Source organism: Photobacterium profundum (assembly GCF_003026285.1).
In the GTDB taxonomy this organism is placed as follows: Bacteria; Pseudomonadota; Gammaproteobacteria; order Enterobacterales; family Vibrionaceae; genus Photobacterium; species Photobacterium profundum.
Window position 1 is genome coordinate 115,314 of record NZ_PYOD01000005.1, and the last position, 25,204, is coordinate 140,517.

At 41.9% G+C, this 25,204-nt stretch carries 21 protein-coding genes; 10 read left to right on the forward strand and 11 right to left on the reverse strand.

The genetic code is table 11. The features are described 5' to 3' along the window. Positions 1-34 precede the first annotated feature (34 nt). From nrdA to C9J48_RS27930, 4 genes are all read right to left on the reverse strand, one after another. Complete coding sequence (nrdA, locus tag C9J48_RS14490) at positions 35-2,296, reverse strand: class 1a ribonucleoside-diphosphate reductase subunit alpha (protein WP_006233172.1); 2,262 nt, start codon at positions 2,294-2,296, stop codon at positions 35-37. A gap of 376 nt (positions 2,297-2,672) precedes the next feature. Next, positions 2,673-3,350, reverse strand: coding sequence for an HAD family hydrolase (locus tag C9J48_RS14495; RefSeq protein ID WP_006233173.1), 678 nt, complete (start codon positions 3,348-3,350; stop codon positions 2,673-2,675). A 217-nt stretch (positions 3,351-3,567) separates the two neighbouring features. Further along, positions 3,568-4,275, reverse strand: coding sequence for a bifunctional 2-polyprenyl-6-hydroxyphenol methylase/3-demethylubiquinol 3-O-methyltransferase UbiG (gene ubiG / locus C9J48_RS14500; protein WP_006233174.1), 708 nt, complete (start codon positions 4,273-4,275; stop codon positions 3,568-3,570). A 185-nt stretch (positions 4,276-4,460) separates the two neighbouring features. Continuing rightward, entirely contained in the window at positions 4,461-4,607 is a 147-nt protein-coding gene (locus tag C9J48_RS27930) for a hypothetical protein (RefSeq protein WP_006233175.1), read from the reverse strand. Between the two features lie 431 nt (positions 4,608-5,038). Between C9J48_RS27930 and gyrA the strand changes: the two genes are divergently transcribed. From gyrA to C9J48_RS14515, 3 genes are all read left to right on the forward strand, one after another. Next, positions 5,039-7,717, forward strand: a complete 2,679-nt coding sequence (gene gyrA / locus C9J48_RS14505) for a DNA topoisomerase (ATP-hydrolyzing) subunit A (protein ID WP_006233176.1) — start codon at positions 5,039-5,041, stop codon at positions 7,715-7,717. Positions 7,718-8,347: 630 nt separating this feature from the next. Continuing rightward, on the forward strand, positions 8,348-9,430 hold the full coding sequence (gene serC, locus C9J48_RS14510; RefSeq protein ID WP_006233177.1) for a 3-phosphoserine/phosphohydroxythreonine transaminase: 1,083 nt from the start codon (positions 8,348-8,350) through the stop codon (positions 9,428-9,430). A 337-nt stretch (positions 9,431-9,767) separates the two neighbouring features. Then, positions 9,768-11,027 (forward strand): DUF5666 domain-containing protein, encoded by a 1,260-nt coding sequence (locus C9J48_RS14515; RefSeq protein ID WP_006233178.1) that lies wholly within the window; start codon positions 9,768-9,770, stop codon positions 11,025-11,027. A 96-nt stretch (positions 11,028-11,123) separates the two neighbouring features. Here the strand turns inward: C9J48_RS14515 and C9J48_RS14520 are convergent, their stop codons facing one another. Next, positions 11,124-11,552 (reverse strand): nucleotide triphosphate diphosphatase NUDT15, encoded by a 429-nt coding sequence (locus C9J48_RS14520; protein WP_006233179.1) that lies wholly within the window; start codon positions 11,550-11,552, stop codon positions 11,124-11,126. A gap of 179 nt (positions 11,553-11,731) precedes the next feature. Between C9J48_RS14520 and aroA the strand changes: the two genes are divergently transcribed. From aroA to pyrF, 7 genes are all read left to right on the forward strand, one after another. Beyond that, a complete protein-coding gene (gene aroA, locus C9J48_RS14525; RefSeq protein WP_006233180.1) occupies positions 11,732-13,018 on the forward strand; it encodes a 3-phosphoshikimate 1-carboxyvinyltransferase in 1,287 nt (428 codons plus the stop codon). Positions 13,019-13,280: 262 nt separating this feature from the next. After that, complete coding sequence (cmk, locus tag C9J48_RS14530) at positions 13,281-13,967, forward strand: (d)CMP kinase (protein ID WP_006233181.1); 687 nt, start codon at positions 13,281-13,283, stop codon at positions 13,965-13,967. 112 nt (positions 13,968-14,079) lie between these two features. After that, the gene (gene rpsA, locus C9J48_RS14535) at positions 14,080-15,750 is read left to right on the forward strand and encodes a 30S ribosomal protein S1 (protein WP_107281169.1); all 1,671 of its coding nucleotides are present in this window, start codon (positions 14,080-14,082) and stop codon (positions 15,748-15,750) included. An 82-nt stretch (positions 15,751-15,832) separates the two neighbouring features. Then, on the forward strand, positions 15,833-16,123 hold the full coding sequence (gene ihfB / locus C9J48_RS14540) for an integration host factor subunit beta (RefSeq protein ID WP_011219115.1): 291 nt from the start codon (positions 15,833-15,835) through the stop codon (positions 16,121-16,123). A gap of 130 nt (positions 16,124-16,253) precedes the next feature. Then, positions 16,254-16,538 (forward strand): LapA family protein, encoded by a 285-nt coding sequence (locus C9J48_RS14545; protein ID WP_011219114.1) that lies wholly within the window; start codon positions 16,254-16,256, stop codon positions 16,536-16,538. 6 nt (positions 16,539-16,544) lie between these two features. Further along, entirely contained in the window at positions 16,545-17,714 is a 1,170-nt protein-coding gene (lapB, locus tag C9J48_RS14550) for a lipopolysaccharide assembly protein LapB (RefSeq protein WP_107281170.1), read from the forward strand. 118 nt (positions 17,715-17,832) lie between these two features. Beyond that, positions 17,833-18,528 carry an orotidine-5'-phosphate decarboxylase gene (gene pyrF / locus C9J48_RS14555; protein ID WP_107281171.1) on the forward strand — a complete coding sequence of 232 codons (696 nt, stop codon included), beginning with the start codon at positions 17,833-17,835 and terminating at the stop codon, positions 18,526-18,528. A 76-nt stretch (positions 18,529-18,604) separates the two neighbouring features. On the opposite strand, the gene C9J48_RS14560 is transcribed toward pyrF, so the two are convergent. The 6 genes from C9J48_RS14560 to pspF form a co-directional block, all read right to left on the reverse strand. Next, positions 18,605-19,429 (reverse strand): peptide ABC transporter ATP-binding protein, encoded by an 825-nt coding sequence (locus C9J48_RS14560; protein WP_006233506.1) that lies wholly within the window; start codon positions 19,427-19,429, stop codon positions 18,605-18,607. Then, entirely contained in the window at positions 19,426-20,424 is a 999-nt protein-coding gene (locus C9J48_RS14565; protein ID WP_006233507.1) for a peptide ABC transporter ATP-binding protein, read from the reverse strand. Before C9J48_RS14565 ends, C9J48_RS14560 begins: the two co-directional genes overlap by 4 nt. After that, positions 20,425-21,312, reverse strand: a complete 888-nt coding sequence (sapC, locus tag C9J48_RS14570; RefSeq protein ID WP_006233508.1) for a putrescine export ABC transporter permease SapC — start codon at positions 21,310-21,312, stop codon at positions 20,425-20,427. After that, positions 21,299-22,261, reverse strand: coding sequence for an ABC transporter permease (locus C9J48_RS14575; RefSeq protein ID WP_006233509.1), 963 nt, complete (start codon positions 22,259-22,261; stop codon positions 21,299-21,301). Before C9J48_RS14575 ends, sapC begins: the two co-directional genes overlap by 14 nt. Positions 22,262-22,264: 3 nt before the next feature. Further along, complete coding sequence (sapA, locus tag C9J48_RS14580; protein ID WP_006233510.1) at positions 22,265-23,884, reverse strand: ABC transporter substrate-binding protein SapA; 1,620 nt, start codon at positions 23,882-23,884, stop codon at positions 22,265-22,267. A 198-nt stretch (positions 23,885-24,082) separates the two neighbouring features. Continuing rightward, positions 24,083-25,096: a phage shock protein operon transcriptional activator gene (pspF, locus tag C9J48_RS14585; RefSeq protein WP_006233511.1), complete on the reverse strand. Its 1,014-nt coding sequence runs from the start codon at positions 25,094-25,096 to the stop codon at positions 24,083-24,085. Positions 25,097-25,204 lie beyond the last annotated feature (108 nt).

Here is a 25,204-nt window from a genome sequence, read left to right on the forward strand (position 1 = left end):
AAGGGGAGCCGTAGCTCCCATTCAATGTAAATACTTAAATTTTACAGCTTACACAATCTTCTGCATCGTCTTGGTTATCAGACGCACCATCACGGGTGTTGTGATAGTAAAGTGTCTTCACGCCCAGTTTATACGCGTTAAGCAGGTCTTTTAGCAAGAGCTTCATTGGCACTTTGCCATTTGCTTGCTTGCTTGGATCGTAGTTAGTGTTAGCTGAAATCGATTGGTCGATAAATTTCTGCATAATACCAACAAGCTGTAAGTAACCGTCATTGCTACCGATATTCCACAGTAGTTCGTAGTTATCTTTATATTTGCTGTACTCTGGAACGACTTGTTTCAGAATGCCATCTTTAGAGGCTTTTACAGAAACAAAACCACGTGGCGGCTCAATACCATTTGTTGCATTTGAAATCTGAGACGATGTCTCTGATGGCATTAATGCAGACAAGGTTGAGTTACGTAAGCCGTGCGTTTTAATTTCTTCACGTAAGGTTTCCCAGTCGTAATGAAGTTCTTCACTACATACATCATCGATAGCCTTTTTATAGGTATCAATAGGAAGAATACCTTGCGCATACGTTGTTTCATTAAATGCAGGACATGCACCTTGTTCTTTTGCCAAGCCAACAGATGCTTTCAATAAGTAGTATTGAATCGCTTCAAATGCTTGGTGAGTAACATTGTTTGCACTGCCGTCCGAGTAACGTACGCCATGTTTTGCAAGGTAGTATGCATAGTTGATAACGCCAACCCCCAGAGTACGACGATTCATTGTTGAACGACGGGCTGCAGGTAGTGGGTAATCTTGATAATCAAGCAATGCATCAAGCGCACGAACCGTTAAGTCTGCAAGCTCTTCCAAATCATCCAGTGTATCAATCGCACCTAAGTTAAAGGCAGATAGTGTACAAAGAGCAATTTCACCGTTTTCATCTTCAACATTATTCAGTGGCTTGGTTGGCAGTGCAATCTCAAGACAAAGGTTAGATTGACGAATCGGTGCAACCGCCGGATCGAATGGGCTATGTGTATTACAGTGATCGACGTTCTGAATATAGATACGACCAGTAGAGGCACGCTCTTGCATAAGAAGAGAGAACAGCTCGATAGCTTTAATTGACTCTTTCTTGATGCTTGCATCTTGTTCGTATTTTACGTAAAGACGTTCAAATTCGTCTTGGTCAGCAAAGAATGCATCGTATAAACCCGGAACATCAGACGGTGAGAACAAGCTGATGTTTTGACCTTTGATTAGGCGTGTATACATCAGTTTATTAAGTTGAACACCGTAGTCCATGTGACGAACACGGTTTTCTTCAACACCACGGTTGTTCTTCAGTACCAGTAGTGATTCTACTTCACGGTGCCAAATAGGGTAGAACAAGGTAGCAGCACCACCACGAACACCGCCCTGAGAACAGCACTTAACTGCTGTTTGGAAGTATTTATAGAATGGGATACAACCAGTGTGGAAAGCTTCACCATCACGAATTTCAGAGCCAAGAGCTCGAATACGGCCAGCATTGATGCCAATACCTGCACGCTGAGAAACATAACGTACAATTGAGCTTGCTGTTGCGTTGATTGAGTCTAGGCTATCGTCACATTCAATCAATACACATGAGCTGAATTGACGAGTCGGTGTACGAACACCTGACATGATCGGTGTTGGTAATGAGATCTTAAATGTCGATGCGGCATCATAGAAACGCTTAATGTAGCTAAGGCGCGTTTCTTTTGGATACTTACCGAAAAGGCAAGCTGCAATTAGGATGTATAAAAACTGTGCACTTTCAAAAATTTCGCCTGAAACACGGTTTTGTACTAGATACTTACCTTCTAGCTGTTTTACAGCAGCATAAGAGAAGTTCATATCACGCCAGTGATCGATAAAAGTATCCATCGTGGCAAATTCTTCAGCGGTATAGTCTTCAAGCAAATGGCTGTCGTACTTACCTTTATTTACAAGGTTCGTAACATGAGCAAAAAGTGTTGGTGGCTCGAATTGACCATACGCTTTTTTACGTAGGTTAAAAATTGCAAGGCGTGCTGCAAGGTATTGGTAATCTGGAGACTCTTCTGAAATCAGATCAGCTGCAGCTTTGATGATGGTTTCGTGGATGTCGGCGGTTTTTATACCATCGTAGAATTGGATATGAGACTTAAGTTCTACTTGAGATACCGATACATTGGTTAGGCCTTCTGCTGCCCAATCAATAACACGGTGGATTTTATCCAGTTCGATAGTTTCTTTACGACCATCACGCTTTGTTACTGTTAGCTGTTGATTCATTGTAGTTTGATTTCCCGAAATCCTTCCATAGCAGTGTTTTGCAATTTTTGATTTAAGATTAGCAAAGAATGTGACCTTTGCTAGGTTTTCTTATTGGTCAAAAACACTACATATTGGGGTGCTGAGCTTGATGGGTTACAAGATAGTGATGATTTGACGTTTTTGCAAGATGGTATTTTTTAACCAGCTGTGGATAACGTGGGGATTGAAATTTTTAGTTAGTGCCCACTAACACGATGCTGGTAGGCGGGTTAGTATTAAAGAAAATTGCAACAAATTATCATGAGTTTTTTTATGAAATTAAAATATATTTACCTTGATCTTTAGTCGTTTTAATACAGGGTGCTTAACGTCAAAATCTTGGTTAATAAATGATTCAATTGAGCTGTTTTTGGTTTTCTAGTGTGGTAATTAGAGAATAGGGTGAATTAAGAATATCGTGTGCATTCCAGTGGCACGGAGTATGTTCTATACCAATGTATCCCCAACCTGCGACATAGGCGTGCATTTTTGCGGCTTGTGCTGCGATCATATCTTTTTCAATATCGCCAATATAGGCGCAAGCAAGATTATCGACATTAAGTAATTCACTGGCATAAAGTAGAGGCTCAGGATGGGGTTTAGCAACTTCAAGGGTGTCTCCGCAGACCACAACCTGCGCTTTCATTAGTTCAGGAAAGAAAGGTAATAACAGGTCAGTTAGGAAGCCTGGCTTGTTCGTCATAATACCCCAAGGGATATTGTGTTGCTCTAAATAGGCGAGTAATGGTTTTATGCCGTTATAAAGTGAAGTGCTAACACAAATCTTTTCTTGATAATAATCTAGAAAAGCTTGGCGTAAATGCACCATATCTAAATGTTGCGGTATTTCACCAAAACCCGCGCTTAATAATCCTTTAGCCCCATAACTAGTATTTGCTTTTATTTGTTGATCATTAAGCGGTCCATACCCGTGATCGGCTAGCACTCGGTTAGCGGCATCGGCCATATCGGGGGCGGTATCTAATAATGTACCATCAAGGTCAAATAAAACGGCTTTTATCGTCTTCGACATTTTGTATATCCCTATAGCAAAGATTTAGAGGCTATAGAAAGCATATACCCAAGTTACCTTTCGAGTAAGAAGAAGTACTTGTAATCTGTTGAACGGCTGAAGCTAGAGAGCAATTTGTGATACGTGAAGTATTACTTGTGTAAGGTGTTATTCGAAGATACAAAAAAGGACGCTTAGCGCCCTTTAGTCAATTTTTTATAACTTACGCTTTTGTAACTTATGGTTTCACGGTGTGAACGATGTAATTCACCTCAACACTCTTACCTAGCCAGTAGTTATCAGTCAGCGGGTTATAGTGTAAACCTGTGATATGACGATCTTGCAAAGGCGTTTGATCAATCATTGCGATAAGTTCAGAAGGGCGAATGAATTTCTTGTGGTCGTGAGTCCCTTTTGGTACCAGTTTTAATAATTGTTCAGCACCGACAATCGCAAATAAATACGATTTAGCATTACGGTTTAAGGTAGAAAAGAAAACATGCCCGTTAGGTTTCACCATTTTGGCGCATGCCGCAATAACCGATGCGGGATCGGGAACGTGTTCAAGCATTTCCATACAAGTGACAATATCGTATGTTTCTGGATGTAATTCTGCTTGTTCTTCAGCTGTACGTAGTACGTAGTCTAATTTTGCACCCGTTTCTAATGCATGAAGGCGTGCAACCGTTAAAGGTTCTTTACCCATATCAAGGCCAGTAACATCTGCGCCTTCATTTGCCATGCTTTCAGCAAGAATGCCGCCACCACAGCCTACATCAAGAATTTTTTTACCAAACAGCCCGCCAGCGTGGTCAACCACATAGTTAAGGCGAAGTGGGTTGATTTGGTGCAAAGGTTTGAATTCACCCTCTAAATCCCACCAACGTGACGCCATATCTTCAAATTTACTGATTTCTGCCGGATCGACATTTAACTGTTTGGTCATGCTTATCGCCATTTTCCTTAATTGATTGGCGGATTATAAGCCATGAATTGATAGAACTGAATGAGGCGAGTGTGGAAAGTGAAAAAGAAAAGGAAAAAAAGGGACTAAAAGCAGTGAAAGTGATGGTATCACTGCTTAATATGATTTTTATCAAATATAAATTTCTATTACTTCTTGGCGTTAAGTTATTCAGATGTACCAGTGAGACTAAATGTTAAAAATTCAGGGCTGATAGAACCAGAAGAAAGGGTTAGTGCTGCCAAAATAAGTATAAGAATGTATTTGCCACCAATGATACAAAGCCCGATGGTGTTGATTGCTGTTCCTAACATAACGACCTCACTTTTTAAGTCAATTACAGTTATTGCTTAATATGCATGTTGTTTTACTTAGTACAGGAGTGATACTACTCGGAGCTCGTTTATGAAAATTGATAACGATCACTTTTCTATTCAGTGTGGAGTCAGTTTGGTGATGAATATGTATTAAAAGCGGGGTGGGTTGTTTTTTTACAATTGCTTACAACTTAATCAAGAGTGGCAGTAAACGTAATTAGAAAGCAATGGGGTTGGTTGATAATTAATCATTCAAAAGAAAATACATTCAGATGTTGCTCTCATTGTTTCTGATTTTTTCTAAATACGCTAAATTACTCACAACATACGTCGTGAAATGTGTGCCTATTAAGTGTGAATTATGCTATATTCTCGCACCTTGCACGTATTAAAAATACGACAGAAATTACCTGAGGGATATTGGCTCAATGAGCGATCTTGCAAAAGAGATCACGCCCGTTAACATTGAAGATGAGCTGAAAAGCTCGTATCTCGACTACGCGATGTCAGTTATCGTGGGTCGTGCTCTTCCGGATGTGCGTGATGGCCTAAAGCCAGTGCACCGTCGCGTATTATTCGCGATGAATGTGCTAGGCAATGACTGGAATAAAGCTTACAAAAAATCTGCCCGTGTGGTTGGTGACGTAATCGGTAAATATCACCCGCATGGTGATAGTGCTGTATACGATACTATCGTACGTATGGCGCAACCATTCTCGCTACGCTACATGCTTGTTGACGGCCAAGGTAACTTTGGTTCTGTCGATGGTGATTCAGCGGCGGCAATGCGTTACACCGAAATCCGTATGTCAAAAATCGCCCACGAATTGTTGGCCGATCTTGATAAGGAAACCGTTGATTATGTGCCTAACTATGATGGTACAGAATTCATTCCAGCGGTTATGCCAACTAGGGTTCCAAACCTTTTAGTTAACGGTTCATCGGGTATCGCGGTTGGTATGGCAACAAACATACCGCCCCATAACCTAGGCGAAGTGATTAACGGTTGTTTAGCATTTATCGATAATGAAGATATCACTGTCGAACAGCTAATGGATTATATTCCTGGACCGGATTTCCCAACTGCAGCCTTGATCAACGGCCGTAAAGGTATCATTGATGCTTATCATACTGGACGCGGTAAAGTTTACATGCGTGCCAAAGCGAGTATCGAAGTAGAGAAGAATGGCCGAGAAACCATTATTGTCACAGAGATTCCGTACCAGGTTAACAAAGCACGCTTAATCGAAAAGATTGCAGAGCTAGTTAAAGATAAGAAAGTTGAAGGCATTAGCGCACTACGTGATGAGTCTGATAAAGATGGCATGCGTATCGTTGTTGAATGTAAGCGTGATGCGGTAGGTGAAGTTATTCTGAATAACCTTTACTCGCAAACTCAGCTGCAAACAACATTTGGCATTAACATGGTTGCACTTGACCATGGCCAGCCTAAGTTGTTCAGCCTTAAAGAAATGTTGAAGTGCTTCGTTAATCACCGCCGTGAAGTAGTGACTCGTCGTACTATCTACGAATTGCGTAAAGCACGTGAACGTGCACACCTTCTTGAAGGTCTTGCAATTGCTTTGGTTAATATCGATGAAATCATTGAATTAATTAAAAGCGCACCAACACCACAAGTTGCACGTGAAGAGCTATTAGCTCGTCCATGGCAGCTAGGTGATGTTGCGGCAATGCTTGAACGTGCTGGTGTTGACGCTGCACGACCTGAGTGGTTAGAGCCACAATTCGGTATTCACGGTGGTCAGTACTTCTTAACTGAACCACAAGCACAAGCAATTCTTGAGCTACGTTTACACCGTTTAACAGGTCTTGAGCACGAGAAGATCCTTGAAGAATATAAAGGCCTTCTTGATGTTATCGAAGAACTACTTCTTATTTTAGGCAGCCCTGAGCGCCTAATGGAAGTGATTCGTGATGAGCTTTATGCTGTTAAAGAACAGTTTAACGATGAACGTCGTACTGAAATTACAGCAGCAAGCCATGACATCGATCTTGAAGATCTGATTACTCAAGAAGATGTTGTCGTGACTTTATCTCACGAAGGTTACGTTAAGTACCAGATTTTGAGCGATTACGAAGCTCAGCGTCGCGGTGGTAAAGGTAAGATAGCAACACGCATGAAAGATGAAGATTTCATCGAGCGTCTGCTAGTGGCTAATACACACGATACTATTTTGTGCTTCTCAAGCCGTGGTCGTATGTACTGGCTGAAAGTTTACCAGCTACCATTAGCGAGCCGTACTGCTCGTGGTAAGCCAATCGTGAATATTCTTCCATTGGAAGAAGATGAACGTATTACTGCTATTCTGCCTGTACGTGAGTACGAAGCAGATAAGTATGTATTCATGGCAACCGCAGATGGTACTGTGAAGAAGACACCATTGACTGATTTCAGCCGCCCTCGTAGCGCTGGTATCATTGCTGTGAATCTTCGTGAAGGCGATTCATTGATTGGTGTTGATATTACTAACAGCACCGATGACATCATGCTGTTCTCTAAATTCGGTAAAGTTGTTCGCTTCTACGAAAGCGCCGATGAGAATGGTAAAGGTGGTGTTCGCGGAATGGGCCGAACTGCTGCGGGTGTCCGTGGTATGAAGCTTGCTGAAGGTGATAAAGTTGTATCACTGATTGTTCCACACAACGAAGGTGATGTACTAACAGTAACTGAAAATGGTTACGGTAAGCGTACAGCACTTACAGAATACCCAGCGAAGAGCCGTGCAACACAAGGTGTTGTATCAATTAAGGTTTCTGATCGTAATGGTAGCGTTGTTGGTGCAGTTCAAGCTGAAGACGGCGATGAGTTCATGATGATCACCAACGGTGGTACGTTAGTCCGTACACGTGTTGCTGAAGTAAGTCGTGTCGGTCGTAACACTCAAGGTGTTACATTGATCCGTACTGCTGAAGAAGAACTTGTTGTTGGACTACAGCGTATTGACGAACTAGAAGTTGTTGAACTGGAAGAAGACGCTATCGTAGATGGTGAAATTGCAGTTGACGGCGAACAAGTTGTCGATACTGATGCAGCACAACAGCCAGAAGCAGATTCAGAGCAAGACGAAGCAACTGACGAAGAGTAATCTTGTTAGCTTGATACGTTAATAAAAACGCAGCCTAAGGGTTGCGTTTTTTTATGCCTGAAAAGCGTCAATTAATGGCTGATATGACCAAATATTACTGAGTTCTCCTTTTTTCTATAAATAGTTACGCCTAGGGCTTTTCAGAATTGAAATAAAGGTGTAAAAAATGATATACCCAAACCACTTCAAGATGCAGTGTTCAGCGAGAATTCAGTGGCTTTTAGGCAAGGCTGCCATATGAGCGAATAGGATTCTATTTGGAGTGTGGCTAACGCAGTATAAAAGCCACTGAAACTCGCCCTTTGGGAGCTCCTCTGGAAACTCACTTCCGCGCAAAATGTGCTTGAAATGGGATTCTATTTGGAGTGTGGCTAACGCAGTATAAAAGCCACTGAAACTCGCCCTTTGGGAGCTCCTCTGGAAACTCACTTCCGCGCAAAATGTGCTTGAAATGGGATGCCATTCCTACATACATTTCGCTTGAATTGAATTCCCAGAGGAAGCTCTGAATCATGCATCTTGAAGTAGTTTGGGTATGAGTCGATTCTTGTCACAACGTCTTTTAAGCGTATCGAGTGACAGGCATAAAGTGAATATTCCCCATTACACAGCAGGAGCACGTTTTTCATCATGGAAAAAGTCTATAACTTTTGCGCTGGCCCAGCGATGATCCCAGCGGAAGTTTTAAAAAAGGTTCAGGAAGAGCTCATTAACTGGAATGGTTTAGGTACGTCTGTGATGGAAATCAGCCACCGCAGTAAAGAGTTTTTAGCGGTTGCAGAACAGTCGGAAAAAGATCTACGTGAGCTTTTAGCTATTCCTTCCAATTATCATGTACTTTTTTGCCATGGCGGGGCTCGCGGGCAATTTGCAGCCGTTCCTATGAATCTGTTGGGCGATGCAAATACTGCAGATTATATGGACGGTGGCTACTGGGCACACAGTGCTATCACTGAAGCCAAGAAGTATTGTTCGCCTAACGCGGTTGATATTACGTGTGAACGCGAAGGTAAAAAAGCCATTTTACCAGCCAGTGAGTGGTCACTTTCAGACGATGCTGCATTTGTGCATTTCTGCCCGAATGAAACCATTGATGGAATCGAAATTCGCGATTTGCCTGAAACGGATAAGCCGATTGTTGCCGATTTATCATCAACGATTCTTTCTCGTCCTATCGATGTTTCAAAGTATGGTGTTATTTATGCGGGTGCACAGAAGAATATTGGTCCAGCTGGCTTAACGATTGTTATCGTTCGTGATGATCTTCTTGGTAAAGCCAAGCAAGAAATTCCGAGCATTTTTGATTACACCGTCTTAGTCGATAAAGAATCGATGTTTAATACACCTCCGACATTTGCTTGGTATTTAGCGGGTGAAGTATTTAAGTGGCTGAAAGAGCTCGGTGGTTTGGAAGCCATGAAGCAACGTAACGATGCGAAAGCTGAATTATTATATAACTTCATTGATAGTTCTGATTTTTATAAGAACGATGTTCACGTAGATAACCGTTCTTTCATGAATGCCCCTTTTCAGCTAAAGAACCCTGAATTAGACGCTAAGTTTTTAGAACAAGCCGATGCTGCTGGTTTGAAAGCGCTAAAAGGGCACCGTGTGGTTGGTGGTGTGCGAGCTTCAATCTATAACGCAATGCCTATTGAAGGTGTGCAAGCGCTCGTCGATTTCATGCGCGAGTTTGAGCAAGAGAATGCTTAATTGCAATTGATGATAGCGTTAATGAAAAAACCGTCGAAAGACGGTTTTTGTCTGAATTTAGCTTTTTTACCAATCATTTACTAATACGTTGAATGATAACCACACTGCAATCTGCATTATAGGTTTCGTTACCACCGCCACTGACCCTAAAAGGTCTCTATTATCCTTTTTTTACCGCTGTCTTATTATTAATAATCAGACAGAGTCTTTACATCGCCACCTGTAAGCTTATCTATACTCTTCAGGTTTCAATTAAGTCGAAATGTATATTCCTGTTTGTATTTTTACTTGAATGACATTGTTTATAAAAAGAACAGTATTCTCAGGTGGTATGGTTATGGAACGATTGACATTGGTCACTCTAATTAGCGTGGCTTTAGTGGGCTGTGGCGGTGATTCTGATTCTAGCTCAGATAATTCACAAGTCACGACAAAGACATTAAATGGATATGTTGATGATATTTCTTATAGTGATAAAAGCATTTCAGTTAGCAATTTAACAGTCGATGCAGACAATGCTAACGTTCAATATCAATCTCAAACTTATCCGTTCGAAACGATTACAAAAGGGACTCACATCAGTGCTGATTTACGTGATGATGTTGCAAATAATATTGAATTAGACCCTGAATATACCGGTCAAGTGTCAGCAATCCTTAATGATAAGATCACTGTTAATAATATGGAGTTTACTTACGCGGAGCTAAGTTCAGATATAACTGTGGGAGATTGGGTGTTAATTTCAGCTCAAGTACATGCAGACTCAAGCTGGAAAGTCACATCGATTAATGAAATATCAGCTTTATCCTTTTCTGAGATAGAAGGGTCGATATCTCAATTAGATGTAAATGCTTTCACGTTTATGATTGGCAACGTGCTTGTTGATTACTCGAATGCCATTTTAGATGATATTCAAGTTATCCAAAATGGTTTGTGGGTCGAGGTCGATGGCCAATATCAAAATGGGCTGATAATCGCATCTAAGGTAGATGCGGAATCGGCGTCAGATTTTGATGACACTGATGTAGAAGGCATTATTTCATGGGTTAATTCAACTCAAACTGTTTTTGAACTTAATCAGCGAACAACCATAATGGTTGATGAATCGACACGGTATGACGATGGTAACCAATCAATGCTAATGGCTGGTTTTAAAGTCAATGTTGATTTAAAAGTGGTTAATGGAAAATTAGTCGCGATTGAAGTGGATTTTGATGATGATACTGGCATTCAAGGGCGAGAGTTTAACGTCGAAGGTGAAGCCTCATATGGCAACTCAGTCGTGAGTATTAACGGTATTGATTTTCCTATTGGGCCAAATACGGTGTTTGATGATGGTTTAACGATAAACACCTTAGCTGGACAGTGGGTTGAACTCGATGGGCGAGACGTTAATGGGCAGTTCGTTTTAAAAGAGATCGAAAGAGAAGATAAAGACAACGAGATAAGCCTAGAAGGTAAGGTCTCCGGAAATACGATTTGGGGCTATTCGTCATCCGATGGTTCATTAGGTATATTTAATGGACAATGGGTTGAAATAGAGTGCCAGCGTGATGCCTCTAATAACTTATCATTTTGTCGTTTAGATCCTGATTAAAGTGAAGTTATATTTCTACTGGTTCATTAGAAAAAGCGCTAAGGCGCTTTTTCTATATATCGGTGCTATTCGGTTATTAGGCACAAATGAATAGCATTAATCATTTATGCAAAACGCATTGTTCAAATAACACTGAATAGATTGCTCACTCGCATCAAATTGAGGCGTCGGGACTTCTTTAGGATTAACCCACAACCAGCCTTCACATTTATCAGGTTCTTTTAGTTCAGCGTTGCCAGTGAAATCAGTCACAAGTAGTGCAACGCTTATGTAGTGTTTGCCGGATTCATGAAACGTCGCGAGGTTATTCGTTATAGCGATGACTTCAGGGTTACGAATAATAATCCCTGTTTCTTCTTCCATTTCACGTGCAGCACACTGAGTAAATGTTTCACCAATCTCCATATGCCCACCAGGAATAGAGTAGTAAGGGGCGTGACTATTTTTACGTTTACCAATCAGAATTTCACCCTTGTCATTTACAACAATAATACCAATGCCGACTTTAGGTGTTTCAGAACTCACACTTGATTCCTTATTTAATGGTAATTTCGCGTTTAAACAAGCGATACGACGCAGTTTAGAGTACCTTCTGGTTAGACCAAAAGCTATATAAAGAAGGAATAGGTAAATGGTACTAGCGAACTGATGCATTATTCGCTAATCTGCAGAAACGCCCAAAATACAGGATTGAAGAATAACAGATGGAAAGTTTAACGTTACAGCCGATAAGCCAGATCAGTGGGGAAGTGAATCTACCGGGTTCGAAAAGTGTTTCTAACCGTGCACTATTATTGGCAGCGTTAGCGCAGGGTACGACTCGTCTTACTAACCTTTTAGACAGTGATGATATTCGCCATATGCTGAATGCACTAAAGCAGCTAGGGGTAAATTATCAATTATCAGCAGATAAAACAGTCTGTGAAGTGGAAGGTCTTGGTTCTGCATTCAATGCGTCACAAGCTTTAGAGCTATATCTCGGTAATGCAGGTACTGCAATGCGCCCGTTAGCTGCGGCGCTTTGTCTTAGTCAGGGTGAATTTGTATTAACTGGCGAACCTCGAATGAAAGAGCGCCCGATAGGGCACCTAGTTGATGCACTCCGTACCGCAGGCGCAGACGTTACTTATCTAGAAAATGAAAATTACCCACCGCTAGCTATTAAAGGCACAGGCCTTAATGGTGGTGAAGTTGAAATTGACGGTTCGATTTCAAGCCAATTTTTAACTGCTTTCTTGATGGCTGCACCAATGGCGACACAAGACACGGTTATTCGTATTAAAGGCGATCTAGTTTCTAAGCCCTATATTGATATTACGCTGCATATTATGGCGCAATTTGGTGTTACGGTAGAAAATCGTGATTACCAAGAGTTCTTTATCCCTGCAGGGCAGACATACCAAGCTGCTGGTGACTTCCTAGTGGAAGGGGATGCGTCATCTGCTTCTTATTTTTTAGCTGCTGCTGCGATTAAAGGCGGTGAAGTTAAAGTGACAGGCATTGGTAAAAAAAGCATTCAAGGCGATGTTCAATTTGCACATGCACTTGAAATGATGGGGGCTGAGATTGAATGGGGCGATAATTATGTTATTGCTCGTCGTGGCGAATTAAAAGCCGTCGATATGGATTTCAACCATATTCCTGATGCCGCGATGACGATTGCTGTTGCAGCATTATTTGCAGAAGGCACAACGTCTATCCGCAATGTGTATAACTGGCGCGTGAAAGAAACGGATCGCTTAACGGCGATGGCGACAGAGTTACGTAAAGTTGGCGCAGAGGTTGAAGAAGGTAATGACTATATTACTATTGTACCGCCAACACAGTTACAGCATGCAACGATTGATACCTATGACGATCATCGTATGGCAATGTGTTTTTCGCTAGTCGCATTGAGCGATACGCCGGTTACGATTAACGATCCTAAATGCACATCTAAAACTTTTCCTGATTATTTCGATAAGTTGGCAGGATTAAGTCAGCCTGCTTAAAGTATCTAAATTCAGTTTAGTGTAAAGCCCACGTAACGTTACTCGCTCTAGTAATGTTGCGTGGGCTTTTTTATATATACGAAGACTATATTGAAATCTGGCAGCTCAAAATTCCAACATTAATTATGACGTACACGTTTATCTAGATTCTTTTCTCGATTCGCATATAACTTTTCGATTTTATTACGTATAATGCGTCCCCGTTTAGTAAGCAGTTTTGCTGTTTAACGAAAAGATTGCTGAAATAATTTCGGAGAAACTTATGTCTACTCATGCTCCAGTCATCACAGTTGATGGACCAAGTGGTGCCGGTAAAGGCACGCTATGTATGCTGTTGGCAGAAAAATTAGGCTGGCATTTACTCGACTCTGGCGCCATTTATCGAGTATTAGCACTTGCTGCCATTCACCATGGTGTTGATCTAGAATCTGAAGACGTTTTAGTACCATTAGCTGCGCATTTAGATGTTCAATTTAAAGCTGAAGGTGACTTAGTTAAGGTTATCCTAGAAGGTGAAGACGTTTCTGGCGAATTACGTAAAGAAGAAACGGGCATGGCTGCATCAAAAGTGGCTGCATTACCACGTGTACGAGAAGCATTGCTGCGTCGTCAACGTGCCTTCAGTAATGCTCCAGGTCTTGTTGCTGATGGTCGTGACATGGGTACCGTTGTTTTTCCTAACGCGATCGTAAAAATATTCCTAGATGCAAGTGCTGAAGAACGTGCTAACCGCCGTATGAATCAGTTGCAACAAAAAGGCTTAGATGTTAACTTTGGCAGCCTTTTAAGCGAAATTCAGGAACGTGATGACCGAGATCGTAATCGATCTGTAGCGCCATTGCGTCCCGCGGAAGATGCTTTGGTGCTAGACTCTACTGATATGTCAATAGAGCAAGTTACAGCCCAAGCATTCGCTTATATAGAAAAAGTTTTAGAACAAAAATCCTAGTCTACCGAATAATCGGTTAGGCGCTGTCGGTATCATGGATGACAACTGACTTTTTTATCAACCCCATGAGGTAGGATACCCATGGTTGTTTATCATATTGAAGATTAATTAAATGACTGAATCTTTTGCTTTACTCTTTGAAGAGTCTCTAAACGAAATCGAAACACGCCCAGGCGCTATCGTTAAAGGTACTGTTATCGCTATCGAGAACGGTTACGTTCTTGTTGATGCAGGCCTTAAGTCAGAATCTTCTATCCCAGTTGAAGAATTCAAGAACGCTGCTGGCGAACTTGAAATTGAAATTGGTGCAGAAGTTGACGTAGCACTTGATGCTATCGAAGATGGTTTCGGTGAGACTAAACTTTCTCGTGAAAAAGCTAAGCGTCATGAAGCTTGGATCCAGCTTGAAAAAGCTTACGAAGAAGCTGAAACAGTTGTTGGTATCATCAACGGTAAAGTTAAGGGCGGCTTCACAGTTGAACTTAACGGTATCCGTGCGTTCCTACCTGGTTCACTAGTAGACGTTCGTCCAGTTCGTGACACTGCTCACCTTGAAAACAAAGAGCTAGAGTTCAAAGTAATCAAGCTTGATCAGAAGCGTAACAACGTTGTTGTTTCTCGCCGCGCAGTTATCGAATCTGAAAACAGCGTTGAGCGTGACGAACTACTTGCTTCTCTACAAGAAGGTATGGAAGTTAAAGGTATCGTTAAGAACCTTACTGACTACGGCGCATTCGTTGATCTTGGCGGTGTTGATGGTCTTCTTCACATTACTGATATGGCTTGGAAACGCGTTAAGCACCCAAGCGAAATCGTTAATGTTGGCGATGAAATCAACGTTAAAGTTCTTAAGTTCGACCGTGAGCGTACTCGCGTATCACTAGGTCTTAAGCAACTTGGCGAAGATCCATGGGTAGCAATCGCTAAGCGTTACCCAGAAAGCACTAAGCTTTCTGGCCGTGTTACTAACCTTACTGACTACGGTTGCTTCGTTGAAATCGAAGAAGGCGTTGAAGGTCTTGTACACGTTTCTGAAATGGATTGGACTAACAAAAACATCCACCCATCGAAAGTTGTTAACGTTGGCGACGAAGTTGAAGTTATGGTTCTTGATATCGACGAAGAACGTCGTCGTATCAGCCTAGGTCTTAAGCAGTGTAAAGCTAACCCATGGCAGTCATTTGCAGAAATGCAAGCTAAGGGCGATCGTGTAACTGGTAAGATCAAGTCTATTACTGACTTCGGTATCTTCATCGGTCTTGACGGCGGTATCGACGGTCTTGTTCACCTATCTGACATTTCTTGGAATGTTACTGGTGAAGATGCAGTTCGTGACTTCAAGAAAGGCGACGAAATTTCTGCAGTAGTTCTAGCAGTAGACGCAGAGCGTGAGCGTATCTCTCTTGGCGTTAAGCAGATCGAAGAAGACCCATTCAACAGCTACGTAGCTGATAATAAGAAAGGTGTTCTTGTAAACGGTACTGTTACTGCAGTTGACGCTAAAGGCGCAACAGTAGAACTAGCTGAAGGCGTTGAAGGTTACCTTCGCGCTTCTGAAGCATCTGTAGATCGTGTTGAAGACGCAACTCTAGTACTTTCTGTTGGCGATTCTGTTGAAGCTAAATTCACAGGCGTTGATCGTAAGAACCGCGTAGTTAACCTATCTGTTCGTGCTAAAGATGTTGCTGAAGAGCAAGAAGCAATGGCTACTCTGAACAAGCAAGAAGAAGCTTCGTTCGGTAACGCTATGGCTGACGCTTTCAAAGCTGCTAAAGGCGAATAATTGAGCTTAGAGAGAAAAGGCTTTTAGCATTTTCTCTCTAAACGGTTATACTATTGAGAAACATACTAAAAACGGAGTGTTTATGACAAAGTCTGAATTAATTGAAAGGCTATGTAGTCAACAAACACATCTTTCTGCCAAACAGGTAGAAGATGCAATCAAGGAAATCCTTGAGCACATGGCGGGTACCCTTGCAGAAGGCGACCGTATTGAGATCCGTGGCTTTGGTAGCTTCTCTTTACATTACCGTGCTCCGCGCGTAGGTCGCAACCCTAAGACTGGTGATAAAGTTGAGCTGGATGGTAAATACGTTCCTCACTTCAAGCCAGGCAAAGAATTACGTGACCGTGTTAATGCTGCAATTGCTGCTTAACCGCGAATAGAACAAAAAAACGGCATACTACTTAGTATGCCGTTTTTTTATGTCTATTGGTCATGGTTTGATAAGTAAATTTGCTGCATAATCAAGACATCAAATTATTGAACAAGCCTGAGGATTTACGATGAAGATAATAAGCATTCTTATTTTAGTGGTTTGCTTTCTGATCACCCTTGCATTAGGTGCTCAAAACCAAGAACTTGTTAATTTTAATTATCTTGCCGCTCAAGGAGAATTCCAGTTATCGACTTTACTGGGAATTGCATTCGGTTCAGGCTTTGGGCTTGGTTGGCTGATTTGCGGTATGCTATATCTAAAAGCCCGCTTTTCTAAGAATCGTCTAACGAAGAAAGTTGTTAAGCAGCAGAAAGAGTTAGATCAGCTTCGTGCTGAGCCTATTAAGGAATAACATTTAATGCTAGAGCTGTTGTTTCTGTTACTTCCTATCGCCGCCGCTTACGGTTGGTATATGGGTAATAGGAGCGCTAGTAATCAGCGCCAAGAGCAATCTCATCACATGTCACGTCAATACGTGACAGGTTTGAATCTACTGTTATCTGATCAGTCTGATAAAGCGGTAGACCTTTTTATTGAGTTGCTTCAAGTTGATAGCGAAACAATTGATACTCACCTTGCTTTGGGAAACTTATTCCGAAGCAGGGGTGAGGTCGATCGTGCAATTCGTATTCACCAAAACCTTATCGCCCGTCCCAACCTTACCATTGATCAACGAAACCTCGCATTACAGCAATTAGCAAAAGATTATATGGCAGCAGGTTTTCTTGATCGTGCTGAAAAAATCTTCGAACAGTTACTTGATGAGCCAGACCACCGTAAAGGTGCACTACAGCAGTTGTTGTCTATTTATCAACAAACCCGCGAGTGGGAAAAAGCGATAGAGATGGCAAGCCAACTTGTTAAGATGGGAAAACCCAAACTTAAGCATGATATTGCCCATTATTGGTGTGAGCTTGCGATGCTTGAGATCGGGGCTCAAAATCAAGATAAGGCGAAGCAATGTTTAAAGAAAGCCTTATCTGCAGATAAAAACTGCGTACGTGCTTCGCTAACAATGGCACGTATTCTGATTAAAGGCGGAGAATATAAAGCGGCGTCTAAGCAGCTTGAACGTGTTACCGAGCAAGAGGTCGATTTTGTTGGTGAAGCCTTACCTCTGTTACTCCAATGCTATGAAGCGACAAATAATGAATCGGGTTGGTTGAAATATTTACAACATTGTGTAGATATGAAAGCGGGCTCGACGGCTGAATTAATGCTCGCTGATGAGATATACAAACGTGAGGGAGCTATTCTTGCTCAAACGTTTATGACTCGTCAGCTGACAAAAAATCCGACTATGAAAGGCTTTTATCAACTGATGGATTATCACCTTGATGAGGCTGAAGAAGGTCGAGCAAAAGAAAGTTTAACCAGTTTACGTCATTTGGTGGGTGAGCAGCTTAAAATGAAGCCTCATTATCGTTGTCATAAATGTGGTTTTGCCACCCATTCTTTATATTGGCAGTGTCCTTCCTGTAAAGGGTGGGGTACCGTTAAGCCAATTCGTGGTCTCGATGGTGAATAATACCTGTGGGTATTTTTCTGGCTATAAAATCGAATAATGTAAAAGGGCTACCTTAATGGTGAGCCCTTTTTTTAAGTTACCAAGTTAACTATAAAACGAAGTCTAAGCAGGAGATTCAATGTTAGACCCTAAAGTGATTGTCGCACTCGACTACCCGAACCAAGATGCAGCATTAGCGTTTGTAGACCGTATTGAACCGGGAAGCTGTCGTCTGAAAGTGGGTAAAGAAATGTTCACTTTATATGGCCCTGACTTCGTGCGTAAATTGCATGAGCGTGGTCATTCTGTATTTTTAGACCTGAAATTCCATGATATTCCAAATACTTGTTCGCGTGCGGTTGCCGCTGCGGCAGAGTTAGGGGTCTGGATGGTAAACGTTCATGCAAGTGGTGGCGAGCGTATGATGGCTGCCTCACGTGATATTCTAGAACCGTATGGTAAAGATCGTCCACTATTGATTGCAGTAACGGTATTAACCAGTATGGAAGCATCAGACCTTGCGGGTATTGGTATTGCCTGTGCACCACAAGAACAAGTATTAAACTTGGCAACATTAACTAAAAACAGTGGCCTTGATGGTGTGGTTTGTTCTGCTCAAGAATCAACGATGTTGAAATCAGCATTGGGTGAAGAGTTTCAGTTAATTACTCCAGGCATTCGTCCTGTTGGTAGTGCTGCTGGCGATCAGCGTCGTGTTATGACACCTGTTGAAGCCGTTAATGCGGGTTCTGATTACTTAGTTATCGGCCGCCCGATTACACAGGCTACTGATCCTGCAGCTGTATTAGCAGAAATAAATAAATCACTGGCTTAATTGTTTTACAATAAAAAGCAAACGTTTACTAATCCCGCTATTACCTACTAGTAATAGCGGGGTTTTTATATTCAAATTAACATTTAATCTTGGGTGTCGCTTTACTGATTCTATTGGTTCTATCGTGTGTTGGGGCAGAGAAGTGACTATCTAATAGTTTCTGAGTCAGTGAGTGCTGTGGCGAACTGAATACTTCTGACGTTGGTCCTTTTTCTACAACTTCACCATCTTGCATGACGATCACTTTATCGGAGAAGTGTTTAACTACCCCCATATGTTGCGACACATAAACATATGACAAGCCCATTTCTTCTTGAAGCTCTAAGAGCAAGTTCAGTATCTGAGATCGCATTGACATATCGAGCCCATTTAACGCTTCATCAGCAACGATAATACATGGCTGAAGGATCAGAGCTCGTGCGAGCGATACACGTTGTTTTTGACCCGTAGCAAGCATCTGAGGGTAAAAATACGCATGTTCAGGCAATAAACCTACTCGTTTCAAAGTAAGCATAATACGACGCTCACGCTCTTGTGGGGTCATATTGGTATTTCGTTTTAATGGGCCTTCTAATATGCGACCAATTTGGATTCGTGGGTTCAGCGATGTATTGGGATCTTGGAAAATCATGCGGATCAATTTACATCGAGTTTGAAAATCTTTCGGTGCTAACACTTCACCATTAACTCGAATTTCACCTGCGGTAGGCTCAACAACACCTGAAAGCATTTTGGCTAACGTTGATTTTCCAGAGCCATTTTTCCCGATAAATGCAATGGTTTCCCCTGCTTCTAACTTGAAAGAAATTGGTTTAATGGCCTCAATAGTACGGCGGCGAAATAACCCTGCACGATAGTGATAAGATTTTTGAAGGTTATCAACTTCAAGTAAAGAACTCATTTCTTTTTATCCTCCATATTCAGCGGGAAGTGGCAGCTGAATTTATGGCTTTTTATCTTCCTACGTTTGGGTACTTCTACACATTTACGTTGTGCATGTGGGCAACGTGGACCTAATCGGCAACCAATAGGCAGATGCTGAAGAGGGGGGATAGAGCCTGGCAGGGTTTCTAATTTACTTTTGTGTGACACATCTAAGCTAAAGTCAGGCATCGCTCGCATTAGCGCTTCAGTATAAGGGTGGTGTGGTGATTCCAGTAATTGCTTTCGGCTACCTGATTCGACAGATTGGCCACAATACATCACGGTAATACGATCTGCCCACTGCGTTACAGTCGTTAAATCATGGCTGACAAGTAATATGGTGGTATTACCTAATTGGTTCATACGGCTTAATAAACGGAATATTTGCGCCTGTGTGATCGGGTCTAAATCATTGGTTGGTTCATCGGCAATAAGCAGGCGAGGGCGGTTTGCAATCGCCATGGCAATCATTACCTTTTGACACTCACCATCGGTCAGTTCATACGGGTAGCTTTTCATTACGCGCTTATGCTCTTTGATACCAACTTTGTGTAGTAGTGCAATCGCTTGTTTTTGACGCCAATGAATACGTTGCCACCATCGACCTGAAAAAGATGATGAAGGTATGGCCTCTTCTAATTGCTCACCAATATTCTCAGATGGGTCAAGACAAGAAGAAGGCTCTTGGAAGATCATTGCAATTTCACGGCCCACAATCTTTCGACGTTCACGTGTTGATAGAGTCAATAAATCGACATCTCCTAGACGCAAGCGATCGGCCGTTACTTTCCAGTTGTCTTTTGTGACACCAGCAATGGCCTTAGCTACCAAGCTCTTACCTGAGCCTGATTCACCAACAAGCCCCCGGATTTCGCCTTCGTTTATGGTTAAGCTCATGCGATCTACCGCTTTAACCATACCTTGTGGAGTATCAATCTCTATCGTCAGGTTACGAATATCGAGTAATGGCATTTAATCAATCCCCGCATTTAATGCTTGGCGGAGTCCGTCTCCTACTAAGTTTACAGATAAAACGCTAAACATGATTGCAAGCCCTGGCAAGGTTACGGTCCAAGGTGCTAAGTAAATTAATTCAATGGAATCTCCCAGAATTGAACCCCACTCAGGAGAGGGTGCTTGCGCGCCTAAACCTAGAAAGCCCAGTGCAGCAATGTCTAAAATCGCAATGGAGATAGCACGTGTTAATTCAGTTGTAATAACGGTTAAAATATTGGGCAAAATTGAGTTATACAGTAGGTAGAAGTTGTTAGCCCCATCAAGGCGTGCAGCAATGATATAGTCTTTTTCTACTTCAGTGTGAACGGCGGTATAAACGGCACGAATAAATCGTGGAATTAATGCTAACCATATCGCCAACAAAATGTTGGTTTCACCTGGCCCCATATAAGCAACAACAATAATAGCTAATAATAAAGAGGGGATAGATAAAACAGTATCAAGTACATGGTTAAGTATGCTTGATTTTAAACCGCGAGTCATACCTGCAGTTACACCGATTAAAAAACCGATTAGACTTGCGGCAAGAGCGACGAGTAATGCATAGCCAAATGTGAGCTGAGAGCCGAGTATTAGGCGAGTTAAAATATCTCGACCAAGGTCATCAGTACCAAAGAAGAATTCAACATGACCAGATTGATCCCATGATGGTGGCATAAGCAGCTCCCCAACCTGATGGTAAGGGGAATATGGCACTAACCACGGAGCTGTGATGGTTATTAATATCAGGATGAGTAAACACCACAGACCAAACATCGCTAATGAGTTAGCTTTGAAATTGATCCATGAACGCTCCCACTGTGTTGGGATTTTTTGTTCCTGATAAATGTTATTTGATAGCATACCATTCTTTCCTTACGAGCGGATTCACGGCTGCACCAGCAAGATCTGATAGTATATTTGCCAATAATATAAAGCTTGCTACTGTAATTACGCCCGCTTGAATTGCCACATAATTTTGATCTGCAATCGCGTTTAACAACCAACGACCAATGCCCGGCCAGTTAAAAATTGATTCTGTAAGCATGGCAAATGTCATCATGGTTGAAAATTGCATACCTAACTTAGGAATAATCGGCGGTAGGGCGTTTTTCATGCCATGACGCCTAACAATTTCAAACATTGATAAGCCTTTGGTTTGTGCAACTTTGATATAATTTTGTGTCATTACTTCAGAGATAGAGGCACGCGTTAGTCGTATCACTTCCGTTGTTGGTGCCATAGCCAGTACTAGTGTGGGCAATACGAGGTGTCGAATAACATCAGATAGCGCTTCTGAACGGTAAGGTTTATCCGATAATAAAACATCAATGATCGCCACCCCAGTAACGTGGTCAATTTCGTACAACAGGCTGTAACGACCCGCGACAGGTAGCCAACCAAGGTTGAGTGAAAACATCAAAATTAGCAGCATCGCTAGCCAAAATAAAGGAATGGAATACCCTAAGATAGTGATTGAAGATATAAGGGTATCAGTAAACCGGCCACGCTTTACGCCTGCGAGTGTACCCAGTGGTATACCGACAAATAACGATAGTATAAACGCGAAAAAACACAGCTCTAACGTAGCAGGAAACACCATCATAATTTCATGTAAAATGGGGTCTCCGTTTTGATTAAGCCCTAAATTGCCCAGCGCTAATCCTTCAATGTAGCTTAACCAGCCACTCCAAAATGGTTGGCTGCTCCATGCTGATGCTTCGTCTAAGCGTAGAATACTAAAACCAATCATCGTCAAAATAGCGAGAGTGATGATGAAAAGATTTAATCGGCGAATGGTATATATAAGCATATTTTACTCGCTTCGATAAACACTGGAAAATGAGCGAGTACCGAAAGGACTCATCTGTAATCCACCTAATGATTTATGGTGAACCTGAAAGTGCACGCCATGCGCTAATGGAATTAATGGCACTTGTTGATCTAAAATATTTTGCGCCCGATGATAATAATTTAAGCGTTGATCAAGCTTATTGGTACGTAAAGCAAGCTCGAGTAAATTATCAAAATCTAGATTACACCAATTGGCAATGTTAAGCCCTGCCTGTTTGGCATCGCACGATAATAGTGGACGTAGGAAATTATCAGGATCACCATTATCAGCAATCCATCCCGATAAGATAAGATCAAAAGATGTTGATTCCCCCATACTGATACGATCAAGCTTATCTTGATGTGACATCGTCACCTCAATACCAATTGCTTGTAGATTTGCTTGAATCAGCTCTGCTGTTTTTCGAGGGCTAGGGTTATAGGGGCGAGGTTCTGTGGGAACCCACATCGATAATGTTAGTTCATTATTGTACCCAGCTTCTTTTAATAATCTAATGGCTGCTTCAGGATCGAAATCCAATGCTTGGCTCTTGTGGTTATAAGCCCATGACATAGGTGGCAACATACTTTTTGCTTTGGTGCCAGTACCGTAATAAACCGAACCCAATAAATTATCGCGATTAATGGCAAGGCTAATGGCTTTGCGTACGCGAATATCTTGCAAGATAGGCTTGTTATTATTGAGTGCTAGAAACGATACATTCATGCCTGTTTGCGCCATTAATTCAAATTCTGAGCTACCAGAAATGACAGATAGTTGGCTGGCAACTGGTGATGAGAGTACATCACATTCGTGACTTAATAGTTTAGCCAGCGAACCTGTGCCGCGCGATGATATATCGAACACCACTTGATTCATTGGGGCAGCACCTTGCCAATAACCCCAGTGACGTTTCAAACGAATTAGATCGTTAGGTATGTACTGGTCTAAATAAAAAGGCCCTGTCCCGATAGGTTTCATATCGAGTTGGTTTAGCTGACCGGCCTGAAGAAGCTGTTGCCCGTACTCTTGTGAGTAAATGACCGCATAGCTTGTAGCTAAGTTTGATAGAAAAGAGTTATCAGGACGGCTTAAAATAAATTTAACGGTATGGGAATCAATCGCGACAATATCATTGATTAATTTATCAAAAGCTAAACTTTCAAACCAAGGATAACGACCACCAGAGATGTTAAAGAATGGGTGACTAGGGTCAATAACTCGCTTAAAACTGAAAATAACATCTTGAGCATTTAGCTGACGAGTTGGGGTGAACCAATCCGTATTTTGGAACTCAATGCCTTTACGTAGCGCAAGAGTGTATTCAAGTCCGTCGTCACTAATCGACCAGCTACGAGCTAGTCCTGGCAGCGGTTGGTGGCTAACAGGATCGAGCACTAATAAGCGGTCAAATATTTGAGCGGCTAGGGTATCTGTTGTCAGCCCACCGTCTGTCAACTGTGGATTGAATATTGTGGGTGTGTCTTGGCCACAATAAATGAAACCACGGCTTCGTATATCAGTATCTTTTTGTGGCTCAGAACAACCCATAAGGCTAACTAGGCTAAAACAAGCAAACAAAAGGCGAGTATATGCGCTCATATCGTAAAGACGTCGAATGAAATCAAGTCGTTAAATTTAACATTTTCCATCACAGCCACCAAGTAATCATCCTTGATATCCACCTTTTTCTTAACGTTATGTTGCTTAAATAATAGCCATGCTTTTAGTTTTGCTGAAATTATGGAGATTAATTGCTCAACCTCAAGATAAAATGAAAGAAATGCGACCCTGCAAACATTATTCTTCGTTACTGCCGACTAGCTGATATTTACGCAATAGCCCTCTCAGTTGATGGTAGCTTAAACCCAATAATTCAGCGGCTTTTCTTTGATTAAATTTGGCTTGTTCCAGCGCGTTACGCATTATTTCGATTTCTTGATCTTGTTGCCATTGACGTAAATCCATTGGGAAAATAACGTCAGTAGTTAAAGCATTTGTTGAATCTTCCGCTGTGCAAGTGTCATCTTTTTTATCGTGCCAAGGGGCATGAAAAGGGTTAATGATAATATTTTCGACAGGTTCATCTTCAATGCTATGACGAAACACCGAGCGCTCAACCACATTTTTAAGTTCACGAATATTGCCAGGCCAGTGATACTCGAGTAGTGCGGCACGTGCTCGTGGAGTGAAACCAGAAAAGTAACCAAACCCTAATTCACGACACATACGTACGGCATAGTATTCAGCTAATGGAAGAATATCGTCGAAGCGTTCACGTAATGGTGGTAGATGAATAATATCAAAAGCAAGACGATCGAGTAAATCAGCCCGGAATTTACCTTCTTGGGCAAGCTGAGGCAAGTCTGCATTGGTTGCACAGATTAAACGAACGTTAGCTTGGCAGGTCTTACTGCCACCGACTCGTTCATATTCCCCATATTCAATAACGCGTAGTAATTTCTCTTGTACCCCGAGTGGTGCCGTGGCTAATTCATCAAGAAACAAGGTGCCATCTTCTGCTCGCTCAAAACGCCCTTGATGCCTTCCTTTTGCGCCAGTAAATGCGCCAGCTTCGTGACCAAATAGCTCTGAATCAATTAAACCATCACTTAGCGCTGCACAATTTAAGGTTATTAAGGGCTGATCCCAACGGCGAGATAAGTAATGCATTCGTTGTGCTATTAGCTCTTTACCTGTACCTCGTTCACCTAAAATAAGGATCGGGCGATTAAGTGATGCTAATCGAGATGCCTGATCTAACACGGTAAGGAACGCTTCCGATTCACCGATTAAATTATCTTTATTTTGCATGGTTAATCTCGCTAAATATTGGCGTATCACCCCACACCATAGCAGTCTATTTATTGAGCTGTAAAGTTAAGTGTATGATTTTTATTGAACAAAAAGTTGGCACGCGAC

Excerpts from the sequence above, each read along its gene's own strand:
- nrdA (WP_006233172.1), bottom strand. The coding sequence starts at position 2,296 with ATGAATCAACAGCTAACAGTAACAAAGCGTGATGGTCGTAAAGAAACT.
- C9J48_RS14495 (WP_006233173.1), bottom strand. The coding sequence starts at position 3,350 with ATGTCGAAGACGATAAAAGCCGTTTTATTTGACCTTGATGGTACATTA.
- ubiG (WP_006233174.1), bottom strand. The coding sequence starts at position 4,275 with ATGACCAAACAGTTAAATGTCGATCCGGCAGAAATCAGTAAATTTGAA.
- C9J48_RS27930 (WP_006233175.1), bottom strand. The coding sequence starts at position 4,607 with ATGTTAGGAACAGCAATCAACACCATCGGGCTTTGTATCATTGGTGGC.
- gyrA (WP_006233176.1), top strand. The coding sequence starts at position 5,039 with ATGAGCGATCTTGCAAAAGAGATCACGCCCGTTAACATTGAAGATGAG.
- serC (WP_006233177.1), top strand. The coding sequence starts at position 8,348 with ATGGAAAAAGTCTATAACTTTTGCGCTGGCCCAGCGATGATCCCAGCG.
- C9J48_RS14515 (WP_006233178.1), top strand. The coding sequence starts at position 9,768 with ATGGAACGATTGACATTGGTCACTCTAATTAGCGTGGCTTTAGTGGGC.
- aroA (WP_006233180.1), top strand. The coding sequence starts at position 11,732 with ATGGAAAGTTTAACGTTACAGCCGATAAGCCAGATCAGTGGGGAAGTG.
- cmk (WP_006233181.1), top strand. The coding sequence starts at position 13,281 with ATGTCTACTCATGCTCCAGTCATCACAGTTGATGGACCAAGTGGTGCC.
- rpsA (WP_107281169.1), top strand. The coding sequence starts at position 14,080 with ATGACTGAATCTTTTGCTTTACTCTTTGAAGAGTCTCTAAACGAAATC.
- ihfB (WP_011219115.1), top strand. The coding sequence starts at position 15,833 with ATGACAAAGTCTGAATTAATTGAAAGGCTATGTAGTCAACAAACACAT.
- C9J48_RS14545 (WP_011219114.1), top strand. The coding sequence starts at position 16,254 with ATGAAGATAATAAGCATTCTTATTTTAGTGGTTTGCTTTCTGATCACC.
- lapB (WP_107281170.1), top strand. The coding sequence starts at position 16,545 with ATGCTAGAGCTGTTGTTTCTGTTACTTCCTATCGCCGCCGCTTACGGT.
- pyrF (WP_107281171.1), top strand. The coding sequence starts at position 17,833 with ATGTTAGACCCTAAAGTGATTGTCGCACTCGACTACCCGAACCAAGAT.
- C9J48_RS14560 (WP_006233506.1), bottom strand. The coding sequence starts at position 19,429 with ATGAGTTCTTTACTTGAAGTTGATAACCTTCAAAAATCTTATCACTAT.
- C9J48_RS14565 (WP_006233507.1), bottom strand. The coding sequence starts at position 20,424 with ATGCCATTACTCGATATTCGTAACCTGACGATAGAGATTGATACTCCA.
- sapC (WP_006233508.1), bottom strand. The coding sequence starts at position 21,312 with ATGCTATCAAATAACATTTATCAGGAACAAAAAATCCCAACACAGTGG.
- C9J48_RS14575 (WP_006233509.1), bottom strand. The coding sequence starts at position 22,261 with ATGCTTATATATACCATTCGCCGATTAAATCTTTTCATCATCACTCTC.
- sapA (WP_006233510.1), bottom strand. The coding sequence starts at position 23,884 with ATGAGCGCATATACTCGCCTTTTGTTTGCTTGTTTTAGCCTAGTTAGC.
- pspF (WP_006233511.1), bottom strand. The coding sequence starts at position 25,096 with ATGCAAAATAAAGATAATTTAATCGGTGAATCGGAAGCGTTCCTTACC.